The sequence below is a fragment of the Streptococcus sp. 151470009-6 genome, assembly GCF_053628175.1.
Genome location: NZ_JBSEZF010000001.1, coordinates 632,759 through 651,197 on the forward strand (window position 1 = coordinate 632,759; position 18,439 = coordinate 651,197).

Consider the following 18,439-nt stretch of genomic DNA (forward strand, 5'->3'; position numbering starts at 1 on the left):
CGGAATTGACTGGTAATAATCTAATTTATTGTCTTAAATTAATTCTTGAGAGCGACGCCATTCATCATAGGCTTCGACATCTGTTTTTACCATTGATAAACAAAGTCCAATTACTGCCACATCATCTAAATGTCCTACAAACGGAATAAAATCAGGAATAATATCTACTGGTGATAAAACATAAATAAGTGCACTCATAATTGCCAAAATTGTCCCATAAGGAACAGTAGTGTACTTCCCTTCCACATAATGTTTAATCAAAGAAATCATAATTGGGATAACAGCAAATTCTTCTCCGACTAATGGCATTTCTTTTATTTTTTGCTCCAATCGATATAAAAAATCATCTAATTCATCTTTATTATTTAATAAAGCCCCAGATTTTCCATAACCACTTTCAAGAGCTTCTTTTACTTGTTCTTCGTTAATATTGTTAGACATTTTTATTTCTACATTAGATTTTCTATATTAATTTTATATTTTTTAAAACACTGCCGCTTCTTCCAGCGTAAACTTAACATTATCCTCAATCCACTTACGACGTGGTTCGACCTTGTCTCCCATGAGGACATTGACGCGACGTTCTGCGCGTGCTAGATCTTCGATTGTGACGCGGATGAGGGTGCGGGTTTCTGGATTCATGGTTGTTTCCCAGAGTTGGTCCGCGTTCATCTCACCAAGACCTTTATATCGTTGGAGTGTTGCGCCTTTGCCGAACTGCTTGCGGAGTTCTTCTAGCTCTCCGTCCGTCCAAGCGTAGGCCACTTCTTCTTTCTTGCCTTTGCCTTTGGACATCTTGTAAAGAGGCGGAAGGGCTATATAGACATGTCCTGCCTCAACTAGGGGACGCATGTAACGGTAGAAAAAGGTTAAGAGCAAGGTCTGAATATGGGCACCATCTGTATCCGCATCGGTCATGATAATGATCTTATCATAGTTGGCATCTTCAATAGAGAAGTCTGCTCCGACACCCGCTCCGATGGTATAAATCATGGTATTGATTTCTTCATTTTTGAGAATATCCGCCATCTTAGCCTTGGCTGTATTGATGACCTTACCACGAAGGGGCAAGATAGCCTGGAACTTACGGTCACGACCTTGTTTGGCAGAACCACCGGCAGAGTCCCCCTCGACCAGATAGAGTTCATTCTTGGCAGGGTTTTTAGACTGAGCTGGTGTTAATTTACCAGACAATAAGCCCTTATCTTTTTTATTTTTCTTACCATTTCGACTCTCATCACGCGCCTTACGTGCTGCTTCACGAGCATCACGAGCCTTGATAGCTTTGCGGATGAGATTGGAAGCTAGTTCTCCATTTTCCATGAGGAAGAAAGTTAATTTTTCTGCGACAATGCTATCCACAACCGGACGAGCCAGTGGACTTCCAAGTTTGTCCTTGGTCTGTCCTTCAAACTGGAGGTGTTCTTCAGGAACCAGAATAGAAAGAACGGCTGCAAGTCCCTCACGATAGTCTGAACCTTCTAGGTTTTTATCTTTTTCCTTGAGAAGACCTGTCTTACGAGCGTAGTCATTCATGACCTTAGTGATGGCAGACTTGAGTCCTGTCTCGTGCGTTCCACCATCCTTGGTGCGAACGTTATTGACAAAGGATAGAATGTTATCTGAAAATCCATCATTGTACTGGAGAGCTACTTCCACTTGGAAACCATTGTCTTCACCTTCAAAGTATAGGACTGGCGTCAAGGTTTCCTTGTCTTCATTGAGATAAGAAACAAAATCCTGCACCCCATTTTCATAGTGAAACTCGATCGCTTCTTCTGTTCGTTTGTCAGTTAGAGACAAGGTCACATTTTTCAAGAGAAAGGCTGACTCATTGAGGCGTTCTGAGATGGTATTGTACTTGAAGTCTGTCGTGGAAAAGATAGTTGCATCAGGCATGAAGGTAACCTTGGTACCTGTCTTAGACTTAGCTGCTGACCCAACCTTTTGAAGAGTTGTTACTGGTTTGCCACCATTTTCAAATCGTTGCTTGTAGACTGTACCATCACGGGTGATTTCAACTTCCAGCCAACTTGATAGGGCATTAACGACTGAAGATCCCACTCCGTGGAGACCACCAGATGTTTTATAACCCCCTTGACCGAATTTCCCTCCGGCGTGGAGAATGGTAAAGATAACCTCAACGGTTGGAATTCCCATGGCGTGCATCCCAGTCGGCATTCCTCGACCATGGTCTTGAACGGTTAAACTTCCGTCTTTATTGATGGTCACATCAATGCGATCACCAAATCCAGACAAGGCTTCATCGACTGCATTGTCCACAATTTCCCAGACTAGGTGATGGAGACCAGCACCGTCAGTCGATCCGATATACATCCCCGGACGTTTACGGACTGCATCCAACCCTTCTAGCACCTGAATGGCGTCATCATTGTAGTTATTAATATTGATTTCCTTTTTTGACACAAGGAACCTCCTATTTGTTCATCTTTACTATTTTACAGGTTTTCTAGGGATTTTGCAAAATTTTTCCCATTCAGCTGTCACAATTTCACAAGATATTCTCTGACTTTCTATACCATTTCATGATATAATAGGTCTATGATGACATTTGTATTATTAATTCTAGCTTATTTGCTAGGTTCGATCCCGTCTGGTCTCTGGATTGGACAAGTTTTCTTTCAAACAAATCTGCGTGAACACGGTTCTGGAAATACTGGAACGACCAATACTTTCCGTATTTTAGGTAAGAAAGCGGGTATGGCAACCTTTGTGATTGACTTCTTTAAAGGGACCTTGGCCACTCTCCTTCCTATTCTATTCCACCAACAAGGTGTGTCACCTCTTGTCTTTGGACTTTTGGCTGTGATTGGACATACCTTTCCTATCTTTGCAGGATTTAAAGGGGGCAAGGCTGTCGCAACTAGCGCTGGAGTTATTTTCGGATTTGCGCCTGTCTTCTGTCTCTACCTGGCTGTCGTATTCTTTGGAACCCTCTATCTAGGTAGTATGATTTCCCTGTCCAGCGTTACTGCTTCTATTGCTGCTGTAATTGGGGTTCTGATTTTCCCACTATTTGGGTTTATCTTAAGTAGCTATGACCTTCTTTTTATCGTAATTATCTTAGCTCTTGCTAGCTTAATTATCATTCGTCACAAGGATAATATTACACGCATTAAAAACAAAACTGAAAACCTCGTTCCTTGGGGGCTAAATTTAACACATCAAAATCCTAAAAAATAAAACGCCAGTTTGAAACTGGCGTTTTTGTATGCTTATTTAGACTTAATGTAGTTGATACCATCTGCCTTAGGAGCAACTGCTTTTCCGAAGAAGGCCGCCAAGACAAGAATTGTCAAGACATAAGGCGCGATTTGAAGGTATACCGTAGGAACTCCTTGCAAGAAAGGAAGTTGAGATCCGATAACGGCCAAACTTTGAGAGAGTCCAAAGAAGAGACTTGAAAGCATAGCACCGATTGGATTCCATTTACCAAAGATCATCGCAGCAAGAGCAATAAATCCTGGCCCTACAATGGTTGTTACTGAGAAGTTAACAGAAATTGATTGAGCATAAATCGCTCCCCCAATTCCACCAAGGAATCCTGAAATGATAACTCCAAGATATCGCATCTTGTAGACGTTGATTCCCAAGGTGTCCGCTGCTTGAGGGTGTTCACCAACAGAGCGAAGGCGAAGACCAAAGCGGGTTTTGAAGAGGATAAACCAAGCAAGGAATGAGAAGGCAATGGCTAAATAGCCTAGAAGACTTGTTGACCTGAAGAAGATATCACCAATCACTGGGATATTGGCCAAGACTGGGAAATCAAAACGTCCAAAAGTCTGGGTTAGATTATCTGTTTGTCCTTTGTTATAAAGAACCTTGACCAAAAAGACTGCTAAAGCGGGCGCCATCAAGTTCAATACCGTACCACTGACAACATGGTCCGCACGGAAGTGAACAGTCGCTGCTGCGTGAATGATGGAGAAGATTGCTCCAACAAGTCCCCCAACTAATAAGGAGATCCATGGAGTTACTGCTCCAAGTTGTTCTGCAAATTCAAGGTTAAAGACTACTCCAGAAAAAGCACCCATAACCATAATTCCTTCAAGACCGACATTGACAACACCAGCACGTTCAGAGAAAACGCCTCCGATACTTGTAAATACAAGTGGTGCTGAATAAATCAACATGGATGATACTAAGAGGGTTAGCATTGTTGTAATAGACATACTTACTTACCTCCTTTTACTTGTTTTTTTGGTTTGACAAAGCGCTCGATTAGGCAGTGAACGCTGACAAAGAAGATAATTGATGCTGTTACGATACTAACAAGCTCTGATGGTACTTGCGCCGCATTCATACCAGGTGCGCCAACTTGGAGAACACCAAATAGAAAGGCTGCAAATAGAATTCCAATTGGTGAATTTGAAGCTAGTAGACTAACTGCCATACCATTAAATCCGATAGCCAATGAAGATCCTTGGACATATACGTTTTGGAAAGTTCCTAGACCTTCGACTGCTCCACCTAAACCTGCCAATGCTCCTGAGATAATCATCGAAAGAATGATTGTACGTTTTGCAGAGATACCTGCGTATTCAGAAGCATTTGGGTTAAGACCAACTGCACGAATTTCAAAACCGAGAGTTGTTTTCTTGAGCAAGAACCAGATGACTCCTACAGCGATTATTGCAAAGAAAATCCCGATATTCATACGTGAATTTCCAGTCAACTCAGACAACCATTGCGTCTGGTAGGTTGCATTTGCACTGACACGAATCGTTGAGTCTGTACTTTGCATGATATCTTTAGGGAAGGCATGAATAAAGGCATTTCCCACATACAGTACAATGTAGTTCATCATGATGGTCACGATAACTTCTGACGTACCCAGATAGGCTCTGAGGACACCTGGAATGGCACCAACAATTCCACCTGCAATCAAAGCGATAATCACTGTTAATGGAATCAAAATGAGACGTGGCATATCAGGATTTGACAAGGCAAACCAACCACTGAGGATCCAACCTGCAAGAGCTTGACCAGGAAGCCCGACGTTAAAGAAACCTGCACGACTGGCAACTGCGAAACCAAGACCTATCAAGACAAGAGGACCCATGGCACGGAAAATTTCTCCAATCCCACGGAGGCTACCAAAAGCTGTATAGAACAACTCCTCATAGCCCCAAATAGCATCGTAGCCGAAAATCCACATGACAATAGCTCCAAGCAGGATTCCTAAGAATACAGAAATCAAGGGAACCGAAATTTGTTGTAATTTTTTAGACATCACTCTTCTCCTTTCCCAAGCTTCCGCCAGCCATCAAGACACCAAGTTCTTGTTTATTGGTTGTTTCTGGTGTCACAACACCTTGAATCTTCCCATCGTGGATAACAGCGATGCGGTCAGAGACATTCAAAATCTCATCCAATTCAAAGCTGACAACAAGGACAGCCTTGCCATTATCACGGGCTTCAATCAAGCGTTTGTGAATGTACTCAATGGCACCAACGTCCAAACCACGTGTTGGTTGGCTAACAATGAGGAGATCTGGGTCACGGGTAATCTCACGGGCGATAATGGCCTTTTGTTGATTTCCCCCTGAGAGAGCTGCTGCTGGAACAAACTCACTAGCAGCACGAACGTCAAATTCTTCCATCAATTTCTTAGCATGAGAAGTAATATTGGCATAGTTCAAGATACCATTTTTACTGAGTGGTTCTTTGTAATAGGTTTGAAGAGCAATGTTTTCCGAAATCATCATATCCAAAATCAAACCATCACGATGGCGGTCTTCTGGAACGTGGCCGACACTCATCTCAGTAATTTGTCGAGGATGCATACCGACAACTGACTTTCCTTTCAAATCAATGCTACCAGACTCAACTTTACGAAGACCTGTGATAGCTTGAATCAGTTCTGACTGGCCGTTTCCGTCAATACCCGCAATACCAACAATTTCACCAGCACGAACATCCAAAGAAAGGTTCTTCACAGCTGGTACGCCACGGTTTTCATTGACAACTAGGTCTTTGATAGACAAGACCACATCTTTCGGATGGGCTGCTTGTTTGGCTGTCTTAAAGGATACGGAACGTCCAACCATCATTTCTGCCAAGTCCGCATTTGTTGCGCCTGCGATTTCAACCGTCTGGATTGATTTCCCACGACGGATAACCGTCACTCGATTCGATACTGCACGAATCTCATCCAGTTTATGGGTAATCAAAATGATGGACTTCCCTTCTTTGACAAGGTTTTTCATGATTGCCATCAACTCATCAATCTCTGAAGGAGTCAATACGGCTGTAGGTTCGTCAAAGATAAGGATATCAGCACCACGATAGAGTGTTTTCAAGATTTCTACACGTTGTTGGGCACCAACGGAAATATCCGCCACCTTAGCAGCAGGATCCACTGCCAAACCATAACGTTCAGAAAGAGCCTTGATTTCTTTAGTAGCACCAGCTATATCTAGAACACCATTTTTAGTGACTTCACTTCCCAAAATGATATTTTCAGCTACTGTAAAAGCTTCAACCAACATAAAGTGTTGGTGAACCATCCCAATTCCAAGACCAGCGGCTTTAGATGGCGAGTCTAGTTTTACAACCTGACCATTCACCACAATTTCACCACTCGTTGGCTCAAGAAGTCCTGCCAGCATGTTCATCAGAGTGGATTTACCCGCTCCATTTTCTCCTAAAAGTGCATGGATTTCACCTTTTGCAGTTGCAAGTTGATTTTGTCGTTTGCTACAAATTCACCAAACACCTTGGTAATATCCCGCATCTCAATGACATTTTCGTGTGCCATATGCTCTTCCTTTCAGAGGTTTATTTTATTTCAATAAAACCTGCTAATCTCATTAACAAGCTCTATTGAGACAAAAATTGCCTCAATTCTTAAAGAAGCGACCGATGGCCGCTTCCTAAGAAATGACTTCCTTCAATTATTTTTCAGGAACTTTGATGCTACCATCAAGGATTTTAGCTTTTGCATCTTCAACAGCTTTTTTACCTTCTTCAGAAAGGTTTGTCACTGCCAAGTCAACACCTTTATCCTTCAATGAATAAACGATAACTTGACCGCCAGGGAATTCACCTTTTTCAGCTTTGTTGGCAAGGTCTTTTACAGCTGTACCAACTTGTTTCAAAGTAGAAGCAAGTACGAAGTTAGCTTCTTTACCATCTTTAGAAGTGTATTTACCTTCATCTACTTGGTCACGGTCTACACCGATAACCCAAACTTTTTCACTTTCATTTTTGCTTTCATTCAAAGATTTAGCTTCAGAGAAGACACCTGCTCCAGTACCACCAGCTGCTTGGTAGATAACATCTGCACCTGCAGCGTATTGAGCTGCAGCAATTGTTTTACCTTTAGCAGCATCACCAAATGAACCAGCGTAGTCTACTTGAACTTTGATTGATGGGTCAACTGACTCAACACCAGCTTTGAAACCAGCTGCGAAGCGAGAAATAACTTCAGATTCCATACCACCTACAAAACCAACTTGTTTTGTTTTAGTAGTTTTAGCTGCAGCGACACCTGCAAGGTATGCTGCTTCGTTATCAGCAAAAGTAGCACTTACAACATTTTTTTGATCTTTGATCACATCGTCAATCAAAACATAGTTTATATCTGTATGTTCTTTGGCAGCATCAGCAACTGCATTTTTAAGTGCAAAACCAATACCATAGATCAAGTTGTAGTTTCCAGCTGCTTGTTGCAAGTTGTTTGCGTAGTCAGCTTCACTTGTTGATTGGAAGTAAGTATAACCTTTATCTTTTTCAAGGTTGTGTTCTTTACCCCAAGCTTGAAGACCTTCCCAAGCTGATTGGTTGAATGATTTATCATCAACACCACCAGTATCTGTAACGATAGCTGCTTTAGTCTTCACATCAGAAGAAGATGAAGCTGCGTTACGAGAAGAGCGATTACCACATGCAGCAAGTCCAAATGCTGCTACTGCAACTAGACCAAGGCCTAGCCATTGTTTCTTGTTCATTACTGAACCTCCTAAATAAGATACGCAACGATGTTGCAAGTATGGATTGTTTGGTCACAAGGACCCTTGCCACTCAGTGAGCAGCACAGACTAGTTCAAGTCTGTAAATGAGTATGGAAGTAACTCCCCGACCGTCATCTCGACCGTCGTTTTATCTTTGGCGACAAGCGTCACCTTTAGATCTTGTTCAAAAAACTCAACCATGACTTGGCGACAAGCTCCACATGGTGAGATAGGTTTCTCAGTCTGACCGTAGACAATCAATTCTGAAAACTCCAGTTGTCCCTCAGAGACTGCTTTAAAGATAGCTGTACGCTCCCCACAGTTAGTCAAGGGATAACTAGCATTCTCGATATTGACACCCGTATAAATGCTACCGTCCTTGGCAACTAAGACAGCTCCGATTGGAAAGTGAGAATAGGGCACGTAGGCATTCTTACTGGTTTCAATTGCTAGTTCAATTAACTCAGTAGTCGCCATCAGCCAATTCTCCTTTTAAGATTGCTACACCAGCGGATGTTCCAATACGAGTAGCACCTGCCTCCACAAAGGCAAGAGCGTCTGCGTAAGAACGCGCTCCACCAGCAGCCTTAACACCCATATCAGGTCCCACTGTTTGACGCATTAACTTGACATCTGGCAGAGTTGCTCCTCCAGTTGAGAAACCAGTAGATGTTTTAACAAAGTCTGCTCCCGCTTTTTGAGAGAGTTGGCAGGCCACAACCTTTTCTTCGTCAGTCAATAAGCAAGCTTCAATAATAACTTTCACTAGCTTGTCGCCACTTGCTTCTACGACAGCACGGATGTCCGATTCAACTAAATCCAGATTGCCTGATTTGAGGGCTCCGACATTGATAACCATATCAATCTCATCTGCACCGTTTTGGACAGCTTCTTTTGTCTCAAAAGCTTTTACAGCTGAAGTTGTTGCTCCCAAAGGAAAACCAACTACTGTACAAACCTTTATATCTGAACCTTCAAGCCCCGCCTTTGAATAAGCAACCCAAGTCGGGTTAACACAGACACTGGCGAAATCATACTCTCTTGCTTCAAATAGCAAACGATCAATTTGTTCTTGACTTGCATCTTGCTTTAAAAGCGTATGATCAATGTATTTATTTAATTTCATATTCGGATTCTCCCTAGTTTTATGAGATAATTTCTATAATTTCTCGTAAACTTTGCACTCCATCATTTATTTTAACATATTTTTGAAATTCTGTAACTAGTTCAGAAGAAATTTTTCCATTTGTATAAACTTTTGCAACAATTTCTCCTTTTTGAACTGAGTCACCAACTTTCTTTTCAAAAACAATCCCTGTTTCATAGTCCAAATCATCAGACTTGACTGCACGACCAGCTCCTAATCGCATGGCATATAGGCCAAAATCCATAGCTGGAAGGGCTGAAATGACACCTGTCTCTTGAGCCGGGATATCCACTACATGTGCAACATTTACTGGTCGGTAGAGATCTTCTAGATCACCACCTTGAGCCGCCACCATTTCTTCAAATTTGGCAAGGGCTTGTCCATTTTCAAGGTGTTGACGTACTTCTTCTACCGTCTTCTCAACATCTGCTAAACTAAGCATAATCTGAGCTAGTTCACAGATAAAGTGACTGATATCTTCTCGACCTTTTCCTTGAAGAATTTCGATTGCTTCTAGAATTTCGAGACGATTACCAATAGATCGACCCAAGGGTTGGCTCATATCGGTAATGACTGCTACTGTTTTTCGACCAACAGCATTACCAAGATCCACCATGGTTTGAGCTAATTTGCGCGCCTCATCAACAGTCTTCATAAAGGCACCCTCACCGACAGTCACATCTAGCAAAATGGCATCTGCCCCAGCAGCAATTTTCTTACTCATGACAGAACTAGCAATCAAAGGAATCGTGTCGACAGTTGCTGTCACATCACGGAGGGCATAGAGAAGTTTGTCTGCTTTAACCAGCTGGTCAGACTGACCAATGACAGATACACCAATATCTTGAACCTGTTTGATGAAATCCTCTTGACTACGTTCCACTTGGTAGCCCTTGATTGCTTCTAACTTATCCAAGGTTCCACCAGTGTGTCCTAGTCCCCGACCACTCATCTTGGCTACTGGCACACCAAAACTGGCTACCAAAGGAGCTAAAATTAAGGTCACCTTATCACCAACACCACCTGTCGAGTGTTTATCTACTTTGATGCCCTCTATGGCTGACAAATCAAACTCTTGCCCCGTCTTTACCATGTTCATCGTCAGATCAGAAATCTCACGTGTGGTCATCCCTTTGAAATAAACCGCCATAGCAAAGGCAGACATTTGATAGTCTGGGACTGTTCCAGCCACATAGCCTTCTACCAACCACTTGATTTCACTTGAAGACAGTTCTTGACCATCTCGTTTCTTTTGGATTAAATCAACTGCTCTCATTCTTTTACACTTCTAAGGATATAGTATCCCTTATCTTTCTTTACGATTTCACAATTTCCAAAAACGTCTTCCATCTTACTTTTAGCACTTGGAGCTCCTTGTTTTTTCTGAATGACAATGGTTAAATCTCCTCCGTCATTCAAGAAATCTCTGCTCTTTTCGATAATCTCATGAACAACCTGTTTGCCCGCTCGGATCGGCGGATTGGAAATAACATGGTCAAACTTCCCTTCAACTTGTTCATAGATATTGGATTGGAAAATCGTTGCTTCTACTTTATTTCGTTCAGCATTTTGTCGCGCTAAGTCTAAGGCACGATTATTGATATCGACCATGGTTGCCTGAACTCCATAAGCCTTGACCAATGACAAGCCCAATGGCCCATAACCACAACCCACATCAAGGACCTTCTCTCCTTTGTTAACCTCTAGACACTTCAATAAAAGCTGACTCCCAAAGTCAACCATTTTCTTGCTAAAAACACCCGCATCCGTCAAAAAGGTCATGTTTTCTCCCAACAACTCCACTCTCAACTCATGAATATCGTGAGCAGCATCAGGATTTTCTGCATAATACATTTTACTCATAAAACTATTTTACCATAATTTAAGGAAATATAAAATCGTTTACAAAGCTAAAATTCAACAAACAAACTAAAACTGTTATGATAATAATTAAAGAATTTCAGTATTACTTTCTCTATTTTTTACCTTTTAGAGCAACTTATAGCAACTTTCAAGAATCAGAATGAGAAATATCGAATTTCGTTCTCTCTTTAGATGAGAAATATGATATACTAAGATATCGAACGAGGAAAGAATATGACCAACGAATTTTTACATTTTGAAAAAATCAGCCGTGAAACCTGGCAGTCCTTGCACCGCAAGTCAACTCCTCCCTTGACGGAAGAAGAACTAGACTCAATCAAGAGTTTTAACGATCAAATCAGCCTACAAGATGTGACAGATATTTATTTACCATTAGCTCATCTCATCCAAATTTACAAACGCACCAAAGAGGATTTAGCCTTTTCTAAGGGAATTTTTCTCCAAAGAGAGAGTAAATCTCAACCCTTCATCATCGGAGTTTCGGGAAGTGTTGCTGTTGGCAAATCAACGACTAGCCGACTCCTGCAAATCCTTCTGTCTCGTACAGTTACTGACGCCACTGTGGAGTTAGTGACGACTGATGGTTTTCTCTATCCCAATCAAACGTTAATTGACCAAGGTATCTTAAATCGCAAAGGCTTTCCAGAGAGTTATAACATGGAGGCCTTACTGAATTTTCTTGACCGCCTAAAAAATGGCCAAGACGTTGATATTCCTGTCTATTCTCATGAGGTTTATGATATTGTTCCTGGTGAGAAACAATGTGTTAAGGCTGCAGATTTTGTGATTGTTGAAGGAATCAATGTCTTTCAGAATCCTCAAAATGAGCGTCTTTACATCACCGACTTCTTTGATTTTTCCATCTACGTAGACGCTGCTGTCGAAGACATTGAAAGCTGGTATTTAGACCGCTTTTTAAAACTCCTCAGCTTTGCCCAAAACGATCCAGACAGCTACTACCACCACTTTACGCAAATGCCAATAGGGGAAGTAGAGTCTTTTGCCCACCAAGTATGGAGTGATATCAACCTTACAAATCTACAAAACTATATTGAACCAACAAGGAATCGGGCCGAGGTTATTCTCCACAAGGCTAAAAACCATGAAATCGATGAAATTTACCTAAAAAAATAATTTCCCCTTGTCAAAACATAAGTTTTCATATATAATGGTATAGTTAGTAAATATGGAGGTAAGAAAATTGGCAAACATTAAATCAGCTATCAAACGCGCTGAATTGAACGTTAAACAAAACGAAAAAAACTCAGCTCAAAAATCAGCTATGCGTACTGCTATCAAAGCTTTCGAAGCAAACCCTTCTGAAGAACTTTTCCGTGCTGCTAGCTCAGCTATCGACAAAGCAGAAACTAAAGGTTTGATTCATAAAAACAAAGCAAGCCGCGATAAAGCTCGTCTTTCAGCTAAACTTGCTAAATAAGAAACAGTCCATAGAGGCTGTTTTTTTATCCTCTAATAAAAAAAGGTAGAAAATGAAAATAGCAATCATCGGCTATTCTGGAGCCGGCAAGTCAACTCTAGCTGAAAAGTTGTCAAACTACTACTCTATCCCAAAGCTGCATATGGACACCCTCCAATTTCAACCTGGTTGGCAAGACAGTGACCGCGAATGGATGCTGGGCGAGATGAAAAACTTTCTCACAAAGCACGAAGCTTGGGTCATCGACGGCAACTACTCTTGGTGTTGCTATGAAGAAAGAATGCTGGAAGCTAACCAAATCATCTTTCTCAATTTTTCACCTTGGACTTGCTTACTGAGGGCCTTTAAGCGTTATCTCAAATACAGAGGTCAAGTTCGAGAAAGCATGGCTGCAGGTTGCCCAGAACGCTTTGACTGGGAGTTTATCAGATGGATTCTCTGGGATGGGCGGACCAAAACTGCTAAAGAACGTTATCAACGGGTTCAAGAAACCTATCCAGAGAAAGTAATTGTCCTCCGGTCGCAAAAGGAAATGGACCACTTCTTAGAAAATCTCGCAAACAACAAGAAAAACCAACGTGTCTAACGTTGGTTTTTTGCTATTAGCCAATCACACTTCCGTTTGGTACAGCTGGATCAACTGTGAGAAGGGTTAATTGCCCATCATGTTCAGCTGAGAGAATCATCCCTTGACTGACATATTTTTTCATCATTTTACGTGGTTTAAGGTTAGCAACGATTTGGACTTTCTTGCCGACCAATTCTTGTTCGTTTGGATAGTATTTGGCAATTCCTGAGAGGATTTGACGGTCTTGACCATCACCAGCATCCAAGCGGAATTGAAGCAACTTATCAGAACCTTCTACTTTCGAAACTTCTTTGACTTCTGCGACACGAATTTCAACCTTATCGAAGTCTTCAAACTTGATTTCTTCCTTGTTTAGTTTAAGTTCGACTTCTTCTGGATTCCATTCTTTTTCAACGGTTGGTTTGTTGCCTTCCATTTGTTCCTTAATATAGGCAATTTCTTCTTCCATATCCAGACGTGGGAAGATTGGTGTTCCTTTAGCAACTACTGTTACATCTGCAGGGAAATCAGCCAGGCTCAAGTTTTCAAGGCTAGAAACTTCTGCTAGACCAAGTTGTGTCAAGACTGCACGACTGGTTTCCATCATAAAGGGCTCAATCAAGTGAGCGACGACACGAAGGCTAGCTGCCAAGTGGCTCATGACACTTGCTAATTGGTCACGAAGAGCTTCATCCTTGGCCAAGACCCATGGAGCAGTCTCATCGATGTATTTGTTGGTACGAGAGATAAGAGTCCAGACTGCTTCAAGAGCGCGTGGGTAGTCAACTGCTTCCATGTGTATATGGTAGTCTGCGATTGATTGTTCTGCAACCTCAGCAAGAGCATTATCAAACTCTGTTACACCCTCTACATAGGCTGGAATTTGCCCATCAAAATACTTGTTAATCATAGAAACCGTACGGTTGAGGAGATTTCCAAGGTCATTTGCCAATTCATAGTTGATACGGCCTACATAGTCCTCTGGAGTGAAGGTTCCGTCTGAACCAACTGGAAGGCTACGCATGAGGTAGTAACGAAGTGGATCCAGTCCATAGCGCTCTACTAACATTTCAGGATAAACGACATTCCCTTTAGACTTAGACATTTTGCCGTCTTTCATGACAAACCAACCATGGGCAATCAAGCGGTCAGGTAATTTAACATCCAACATCATAAGAAGGATTGGCCAGTAGATGGAGTGGAAACGAAGGATGTCTTTTCCGACCATTTGGAAGACTGTTCCGTTCCAGAACTTGTCAAAGTTACCATGCTCATCTTGACCGTAACCAAGAGCAGTCGCATAGTTAAGAAGAGCATCAATCCAAACATAGACAACGTGTTTTGGATTTGATGGGACTGGCACACCCCAGGTAAAGGTTGTTCGAGAAACTGCCAAGTCTTCCAAACCTGGCTCAATGAAGTTACGTAACATTTCATTAAGACGACCATCTGGAGTGATGAAATCAGGGTGCGATTTGAAAAATTCAACCAAACGGTCTTGGTACTTACTAAGGCGAAGGAAGTATGACTCTTCTGAAATCCATTCAACCTCGTGACCTGATGGAGCGATACCACCCGTTACATTTCCAGTTTCATCACGGAAAACTTCTGCAAGCTGGCTTTCTGTAAAAAATTCCTCATCTGAGACTGAATACCAACCAGAATATTCACCTAGGTAGATGTCATCTTGAGCAAGCAAACGTTCAAAGACCTGAGCCACTACTTTTTCATGGTAGTCATCAGTTGTACGGATAAATTTATCGTATGAGATATCGAGCAATTTCCAAAGTTCTTTGACTCCAACCGCCATCCCATCAACATAAGCTTGAGGTGTAATGCCAGCTTCTTCCGCTTTTTGCTGGATTTTTTGACCATGCTCGTCAAGACCTGTCAAATAAAAGACATCGTAGCCCATAAGGCGTTTGTAACGTGCTAGGACATCACAAGCAATGGTTGTGTAGGCAGAACCGATATGAAGTTTACCAGATGGATAGTAAATCGGTGTTGTAATATAAAAATTCTTTTCAGACATAATTTTTCCTTTCCAGGCTAATGAAACCTGTTTTTCTAACACTTCATTATATCATATTTTTAGTGATTTTTGATAGGGAAATCCATACAAAAACAAGATAGACAAATGTCCATCTTGTTTATCTTATTCATAGCGAAGGGCTTCGATTGGATCAAGCTTAGAGGCTTTATTGGCTGGCAAGACTCCGAAGATCATCCCAACGCTGGCTGACACAGCCAAGCTAAAGAGAGCAATTGGGAGGGACACCCCAACTTCGATACCTGCAATCATATTTTGCAATAAGATACCCGCTATCATTGTCAAGCCTGCTGCACTGACTAGACCGATGACACCACCTAGCAAGGTCAAAATCATGGACTCAATCAAAAACTGAACTAAGATATTAGCCCGTGTAGCTCCGAGAGCCTTACGCAAACCAATCTCACGCGTACGTTCTGTCACCGAAACCAGCATAATATTCATAACACCAGTTCCCCCGACAAAGAGAGAGATTCCTGCGATGGCACTGATAACAGTGGTCATAAAGCCAAATAGTTGTTGTACCTCTTGGAAGGCGGCAGTTGCATCCGCAACTTGGTACTCACCTTGTTGAAGTCCCGCAATCTCTGTCAGTTTTCGAGCCAACTCTGGACCCAAGGTTTGTGTTAAGCTAGTGTCATTAACACGAAAAACAATATCCGAGATTTCATCGGTATTAAAATTGGCTGCAAGAGAGATATTGGTCGTAATTGGAAGTCCACCAATTCCAAAGGCTTTAGCAGTTTTAGCTTCATTACTAGTATAAACACCAATCACACGGTAACTAAACTCATTAACAGAGATAATTTGATTGATCGCGGCTTCTGGACTATCAAACAAACTCTTAGCTAGTTCTTCGTCCAACAAAATCACACTGGCAAATTCCTTGTAGTCTTGCGGTCTTAGACTTCTACCAGCAACGATCTCATTTTCAACTGCGTTCATGTAGGTGCTATTTCCACCAGTCAGAGTCGCACGTTCAACCTTCTTATCCTTATAAGACAAGGTGACGTTAGTCGAGTTAGTGACATAGTAACTGTCTACTCCTTTGAGTTTGGCAGCCTCCTTGACCCAAGACTCCAGTGGTTTTGGTGGTTCAACATGAACATCCTCTTCTTTCCCACTGACTGTCAAAGCTGACTGGCGCTGAGTAAAGGAGCCATCCTTGCTCTTGATAGGAGAGAAAAATACATGGATATCCTTCTGTGATTTGGTCATGTTTTTATTGACCTGACGAGACATGGAGTCGCCAAGAGCCATGATGACGACGACAGACGAAACTCCGATGATAATCCCAATCATGGTGAGGAAGGAACGCATCTTGTGGGCCATGATGGATGAAAAGGCAAATTTCAGATTCTGCATCTTAGTTTTCCTCCTCTTCTACTGGGGTGCTGTCTGATGAGATAACACCATCACGAATGACTATCTGGCGTTTGGCATAGGCAGCTATCTCAGGCTCATGCGTGACCATGATAATGGTCTTCCCTTCCTTGTTTAACTCCACCAACAGTTGCATGATTTGATTTCCCGTCTTGGTATCCAAGGCTCCTGTCGGTTCGTCAGCTAGGATGATAGAAGGATTGTTTACCAAGGCACGCGCAATCGCTACACGTTGCTTTTGACCACCTGATAACTCGGAAGGCAAATGATGACTGCGCTCCGTTAGCTCAACCTTTTCCAGAAATTCCTCAGCCAATTTCCGACGTTTTGAAGCTGAAACTCCGGCGTAAATCAAGGGCAATTCAACGTTTTGAAGCGCATTGAGCTTGGACAAGAGAAAGAACTGCTGAAAGACAAAGCCGATTTGCTGGTTGCGGACCTTGGCAAGCTGTTTCTCTCCAAGGCCTGCCACTTCTTGACCTTCAAGATAATACTCTCCACTGGTTGGTGTATCCAACATTCCAATGGTATTCATCAAAGTAGATTTACCAGAACCGGACGGTCCCATAATGGCGACAAACTCACCTTCTTTAACTTCTAGATTAATATTTTTAAGTACCTGCAGTTCTTGGTCACCATTTCGATAACTCCTGCAGATATTTTTTAGACTAATTAGTTTCTTCATCAGCCTTCACCTCTTTTCCTTCTTCCAAGGAAGATGTTGGATTACTGATGACCTTGGCACCGTCTGTCAAACCTGAAGTAATTTCTTGGTTGTCTGCGTCCGCATTCCCCAAAGTAACTTCTACCTTCTTCGCTTTTTTCTGGTCGTCAACGAGCCAGACATAGTTTTTGTCATTTTCGGTAACAACACTTGTCAAAGGAACAAGGATGGCTTTACTTTTGTTTTTGACTTCAACACTGACTGAGAAGCCTTGTTTCAACTCACCGATATCGCTAGTCACATCAACAGTATAAGGGTACTTAGATCCAGTATTCCCTCCAAGAGCTGCATTTGCTGCTTCTCCGTTGTTTTTAGGATAATCAGAAATATAGCTGATTTTACCTGTCCAGCTCTTATCTTGATAAACCTTCGAAGTAAAGGTAACTTCTTGCCCAACAGAAAGGTTGGCAAGATTGTATTCAGACAGCTCCCCTTTGACCTGCAAGTTTTCATTACTTACGACATGTACTACCACTTGGCTATTACCTGTTGGCGATTTGGAAACATTACGATTGACTTCAACTACAGTCCCTTCTAGTGTACTGAGGACAGTTGCTGCATCCAGTTGAGCTTGGGCCTTGTTGAGCTGAGCCACAGCATCAGCACGGTTATCCTTGGCATCACTGATTTGAGAATCAATAGAGGATACGGAAGAAGTTTCGGCAGGCGCTTGCTCTGAAAGTCCAGCTTCTGTTGGAACTTGTGGCAAAACTGGTGCAGAGTTTGCATTTTCACGAGCCTTGTTCAACTCATTGATATGACGGTCGGCCTTTGCAACTGCTCGACTGGCTGCATCATAGGCAGCTTGGGCATCGGCACTGCTGTATTTGACCAAAGCTTGCCCTTCTTCGACCTTGTCTCCAACCGAAACGAGAATTTCATCTAAATCTCCCTTACTAGCATCAAAATAAACGTATTGTTCATTTTTTGCTGTGACGGTACCTGACAAGAGAACCGATGAGGCAACGGAACCTTCCTTGGCAACAACGATATGAGAGGTCTCATCCTGGACAACCGAATGGGATGGTTGTCTAAAAATCATAATCGCCACAGCACCGATAACAATAGCACTTGCAACACCAATAGCGGTGAATAATTGCCATTTTTTTACCTTTTTTGTTCTTTTCATAGTTAATCTCCTTTTTCACTTTAAGCTTACAAAAACCATTATATCAAAAATACTAGACCCAAACAATGATCGTTCAGAGAGAAACAATGACTGTTCAGGAGAAATATTTCGTTCGGTATTTGTTTTTTGGGTTATTGTAC

General features: G+C 42.0%; 17 protein-coding genes and 1 pseudogene. 4 read left to right on the forward strand and 14 right to left on the reverse strand.

What is annotated here, in order from left to right:
* Positions 1–33: 33 nt before the first annotated feature.
* On the reverse strand, positions 34–441 hold the full coding sequence (locus tag ACUW6H_RS03345; RefSeq protein WP_454361117.1) for a YkvA family protein: 408 nt from the start codon (positions 439–441) through the stop codon (positions 34–36).
* A gap of 42 nt (positions 442–483) precedes the next feature.
* Complete coding sequence (parE, locus tag ACUW6H_RS03350; protein WP_454361119.1) at positions 484–2,427, reverse strand: DNA topoisomerase IV subunit B; 1,944 nt, start codon at positions 2,425–2,427, stop codon at positions 484–486.
* Between the two features lie 135 nt (positions 2,428–2,562).
* On the opposite strand from parE, the gene plsY reads away from it, so the two are divergent.
* A complete protein-coding gene (gene plsY, locus ACUW6H_RS03355) occupies positions 2,563–3,204 on the forward strand; it encodes a glycerol-3-phosphate 1-O-acyltransferase PlsY (RefSeq protein WP_454361121.1) in 642 nt (213 codons plus the stop codon).
* 32 nt (positions 3,205–3,236) lie between these two features.
* Here the strand turns inward: plsY and ACUW6H_RS03360 are convergent, their stop codons facing one another.
* The 8 genes and pseudogenes from ACUW6H_RS03360 to ACUW6H_RS03395 all read right to left on the reverse strand — a co-directional run bounded on the left by ACUW6H_RS03360 (position 3,237) and on the right by ACUW6H_RS03395 (position 10,986).
* A complete protein-coding gene (locus ACUW6H_RS03360; protein ID WP_454361123.1) occupies positions 3,237–4,193 on the reverse strand; it encodes an ABC transporter permease in 957 nt (318 codons plus the stop codon).
* A gap of 2 nt (positions 4,194–4,195) precedes the next feature.
* Positions 4,196–5,254: an ABC transporter permease gene (locus tag ACUW6H_RS03365; RefSeq protein WP_454361125.1), complete on the reverse strand. Its 1,059-nt coding sequence runs from the start codon at positions 5,252–5,254 to the stop codon at positions 4,196–4,198.
* Positions 5,247–6,781 (reverse strand): annotated as a pseudogene (locus ACUW6H_RS03370) (ABC transporter ATP-binding protein). Before ACUW6H_RS03370 ends, ACUW6H_RS03365 begins: the two are co-directional and overlap by 8 nt.
* A gap of 136 nt (positions 6,782–6,917) precedes the next feature.
* A complete protein-coding gene (locus ACUW6H_RS03375; RefSeq protein ID WP_251935657.1) occupies positions 6,918–7,973 on the reverse strand; it encodes a BMP family lipoprotein in 1,056 nt (351 codons plus the stop codon).
* A gap of 90 nt (positions 7,974–8,063) precedes the next feature.
* Positions 8,064–8,453 (reverse strand): cytidine deaminase, encoded by a 390-nt coding sequence (locus ACUW6H_RS03380; protein ID WP_454361128.1) that lies wholly within the window; start codon positions 8,451–8,453, stop codon positions 8,064–8,066.
* Entirely contained in the window at positions 8,440–9,102 is a 663-nt protein-coding gene (deoC, locus tag ACUW6H_RS03385) for a deoxyribose-phosphate aldolase (RefSeq protein WP_454361130.1), read from the reverse strand. Before deoC ends, ACUW6H_RS03380 begins: the two co-directional genes overlap by 14 nt.
* A gap of 19 nt (positions 9,103–9,121) precedes the next feature.
* Positions 9,122–10,399, reverse strand: a complete 1,278-nt coding sequence (locus ACUW6H_RS03390) for a pyrimidine-nucleoside phosphorylase (RefSeq protein WP_454361132.1) — start codon at positions 10,397–10,399, stop codon at positions 9,122–9,124.
* A complete protein-coding gene (locus ACUW6H_RS03395) occupies positions 10,396–10,986 on the reverse strand; it encodes a class I SAM-dependent methyltransferase (RefSeq protein ID WP_454361134.1) in 591 nt (196 codons plus the stop codon). The genes ACUW6H_RS03390 and ACUW6H_RS03395 overlap by 4 nt, the downstream gene beginning before the upstream one ends.
* A gap of 234 nt (positions 10,987–11,220) precedes the next feature.
* Between ACUW6H_RS03395 and coaA the strand changes: the two genes are divergently transcribed.
* From coaA to ACUW6H_RS03410, 3 genes are all read left to right on the forward strand, one after another.
* The gene (coaA, locus tag ACUW6H_RS03400) at positions 11,221–12,141 is read left to right on the forward strand and encodes a type I pantothenate kinase (RefSeq protein ID WP_125825745.1); all 921 of its coding nucleotides are present in this window, start codon (positions 11,221–11,223) and stop codon (positions 12,139–12,141) included.
* A 67-nt stretch (positions 12,142–12,208) separates the two neighbouring features.
* Positions 12,209–12,445: a 30S ribosomal protein S20 gene (gene rpsT / locus ACUW6H_RS03405; protein ID WP_001274000.1), complete on the forward strand. Its 237-nt coding sequence runs from the start codon at positions 12,209–12,211 to the stop codon at positions 12,443–12,445.
* Positions 12,446–12,497: 52 nt separating this feature from the next.
* Positions 12,498–13,031, forward strand: a complete 534-nt coding sequence (locus ACUW6H_RS03410) for a DNA topology modulation protein (RefSeq protein ID WP_454361227.1) — start codon at positions 12,498–12,500, stop codon at positions 13,029–13,031.
* A 16-nt stretch (positions 13,032–13,047) separates the two neighbouring features.
* Here the strand turns inward: ACUW6H_RS03410 and metG are convergent, their stop codons facing one another.
* From metG to ACUW6H_RS03430, 4 genes are all read right to left on the reverse strand, one after another.
* On the reverse strand, positions 13,048–15,045 hold the full coding sequence (gene metG, locus ACUW6H_RS03415; RefSeq protein WP_454361229.1) for a methionine--tRNA ligase: 1,998 nt from the start codon (positions 15,043–15,045) through the stop codon (positions 13,048–13,050).
* A 123-nt stretch (positions 15,046–15,168) separates the two neighbouring features.
* A complete protein-coding gene (locus tag ACUW6H_RS03420) occupies positions 15,169–16,428 on the reverse strand; it encodes an ABC transporter permease (protein WP_454361231.1) in 1,260 nt (419 codons plus the stop codon).
* Position 16,429: 1 nt separating this feature from the next.
* Positions 16,430–17,131: an ABC transporter ATP-binding protein gene (locus tag ACUW6H_RS03425; RefSeq protein WP_454361233.1), complete on the reverse strand. Its 702-nt coding sequence runs from the start codon at positions 17,129–17,131 to the stop codon at positions 16,430–16,432.
* Positions 17,115–18,299, reverse strand: a complete 1,185-nt coding sequence (locus ACUW6H_RS03430) for an efflux RND transporter periplasmic adaptor subunit (RefSeq protein WP_454361235.1) — start codon at positions 18,297–18,299, stop codon at positions 17,115–17,117. Before ACUW6H_RS03430 ends, ACUW6H_RS03425 begins: the two co-directional genes overlap by 17 nt.
* Between the last annotated feature and the right edge of the window lie 140 nt (positions 18,300–18,439).

Excerpts from the sequence above, each read along its gene's own strand:
- ACUW6H_RS03345 (WP_454361117.1), bottom strand. The coding sequence starts at position 441 with ATGTCTAACAATATTAACGAAGAACAAGTAAAAGAAGCTCTTGAAAGT.
- plsY (WP_454361121.1), top strand. The coding sequence starts at position 2,563 with ATGATGACATTTGTATTATTAATTCTAGCTTATTTGCTAGGTTCGATC.
- ACUW6H_RS03360 (WP_454361123.1), bottom strand. The coding sequence starts at position 4,193 with ATGTCTATTACAACAATGCTAACCCTCTTAGTATCATCCATGTTGATT.
- ACUW6H_RS03365 (WP_454361125.1), bottom strand. The coding sequence starts at position 5,254 with ATGTCTAAAAAATTACAACAAATTTCGGTTCCCTTGATTTCTGTATTC.
- ACUW6H_RS03375 (WP_251935657.1), bottom strand. The coding sequence starts at position 7,973 with ATGAACAAGAAACAATGGCTAGGCCTTGGTCTAGTTGCAGTAGCAGCA.
- ACUW6H_RS03380 (WP_454361128.1), bottom strand. The coding sequence starts at position 8,453 with ATGGCGACTACTGAGTTAATTGAACTAGCAATTGAAACCAGTAAGAAT.
- deoC (WP_454361130.1), bottom strand. The coding sequence starts at position 9,102 with ATGAAATTAAATAAATACATTGATCATACGCTTTTAAAGCAAGATGCA.
- ACUW6H_RS03390 (WP_454361132.1), bottom strand. The coding sequence starts at position 10,399 with ATGAGAGCAGTTGATTTAATCCAAAAGAAACGAGATGGTCAAGAACTG.
- ACUW6H_RS03395 (WP_454361134.1), bottom strand. The coding sequence starts at position 10,986 with ATGAGTAAAATGTATTATGCAGAAAATCCTGATGCTGCTCACGATATT.
- coaA (WP_125825745.1), top strand. The coding sequence starts at position 11,221 with ATGACCAACGAATTTTTACATTTTGAAAAAATCAGCCGTGAAACCTGG.
- ACUW6H_RS03410 (WP_454361227.1), top strand. The coding sequence starts at position 12,498 with ATGAAAATAGCAATCATCGGCTATTCTGGAGCCGGCAAGTCAACTCTA.
- metG (WP_454361229.1), bottom strand. The coding sequence starts at position 15,045 with ATGTCTGAAAAGAATTTTTATATTACAACACCGATTTACTATCCATCT.
- ACUW6H_RS03420 (WP_454361231.1), bottom strand. The coding sequence starts at position 16,428 with ATGCAGAATCTGAAATTTGCCTTTTCATCCATCATGGCCCACAAGATG.
- ACUW6H_RS03425 (WP_454361233.1), bottom strand. The coding sequence starts at position 17,131 with ATGAAGAAACTAATTAGTCTAAAAAATATCTGCAGGAGTTATCGAAAT.
- ACUW6H_RS03430 (WP_454361235.1), bottom strand. The coding sequence starts at position 18,299 with ATGAAAAGAACAAAAAAGGTAAAAAAATGGCAATTATTCACCGCTATT.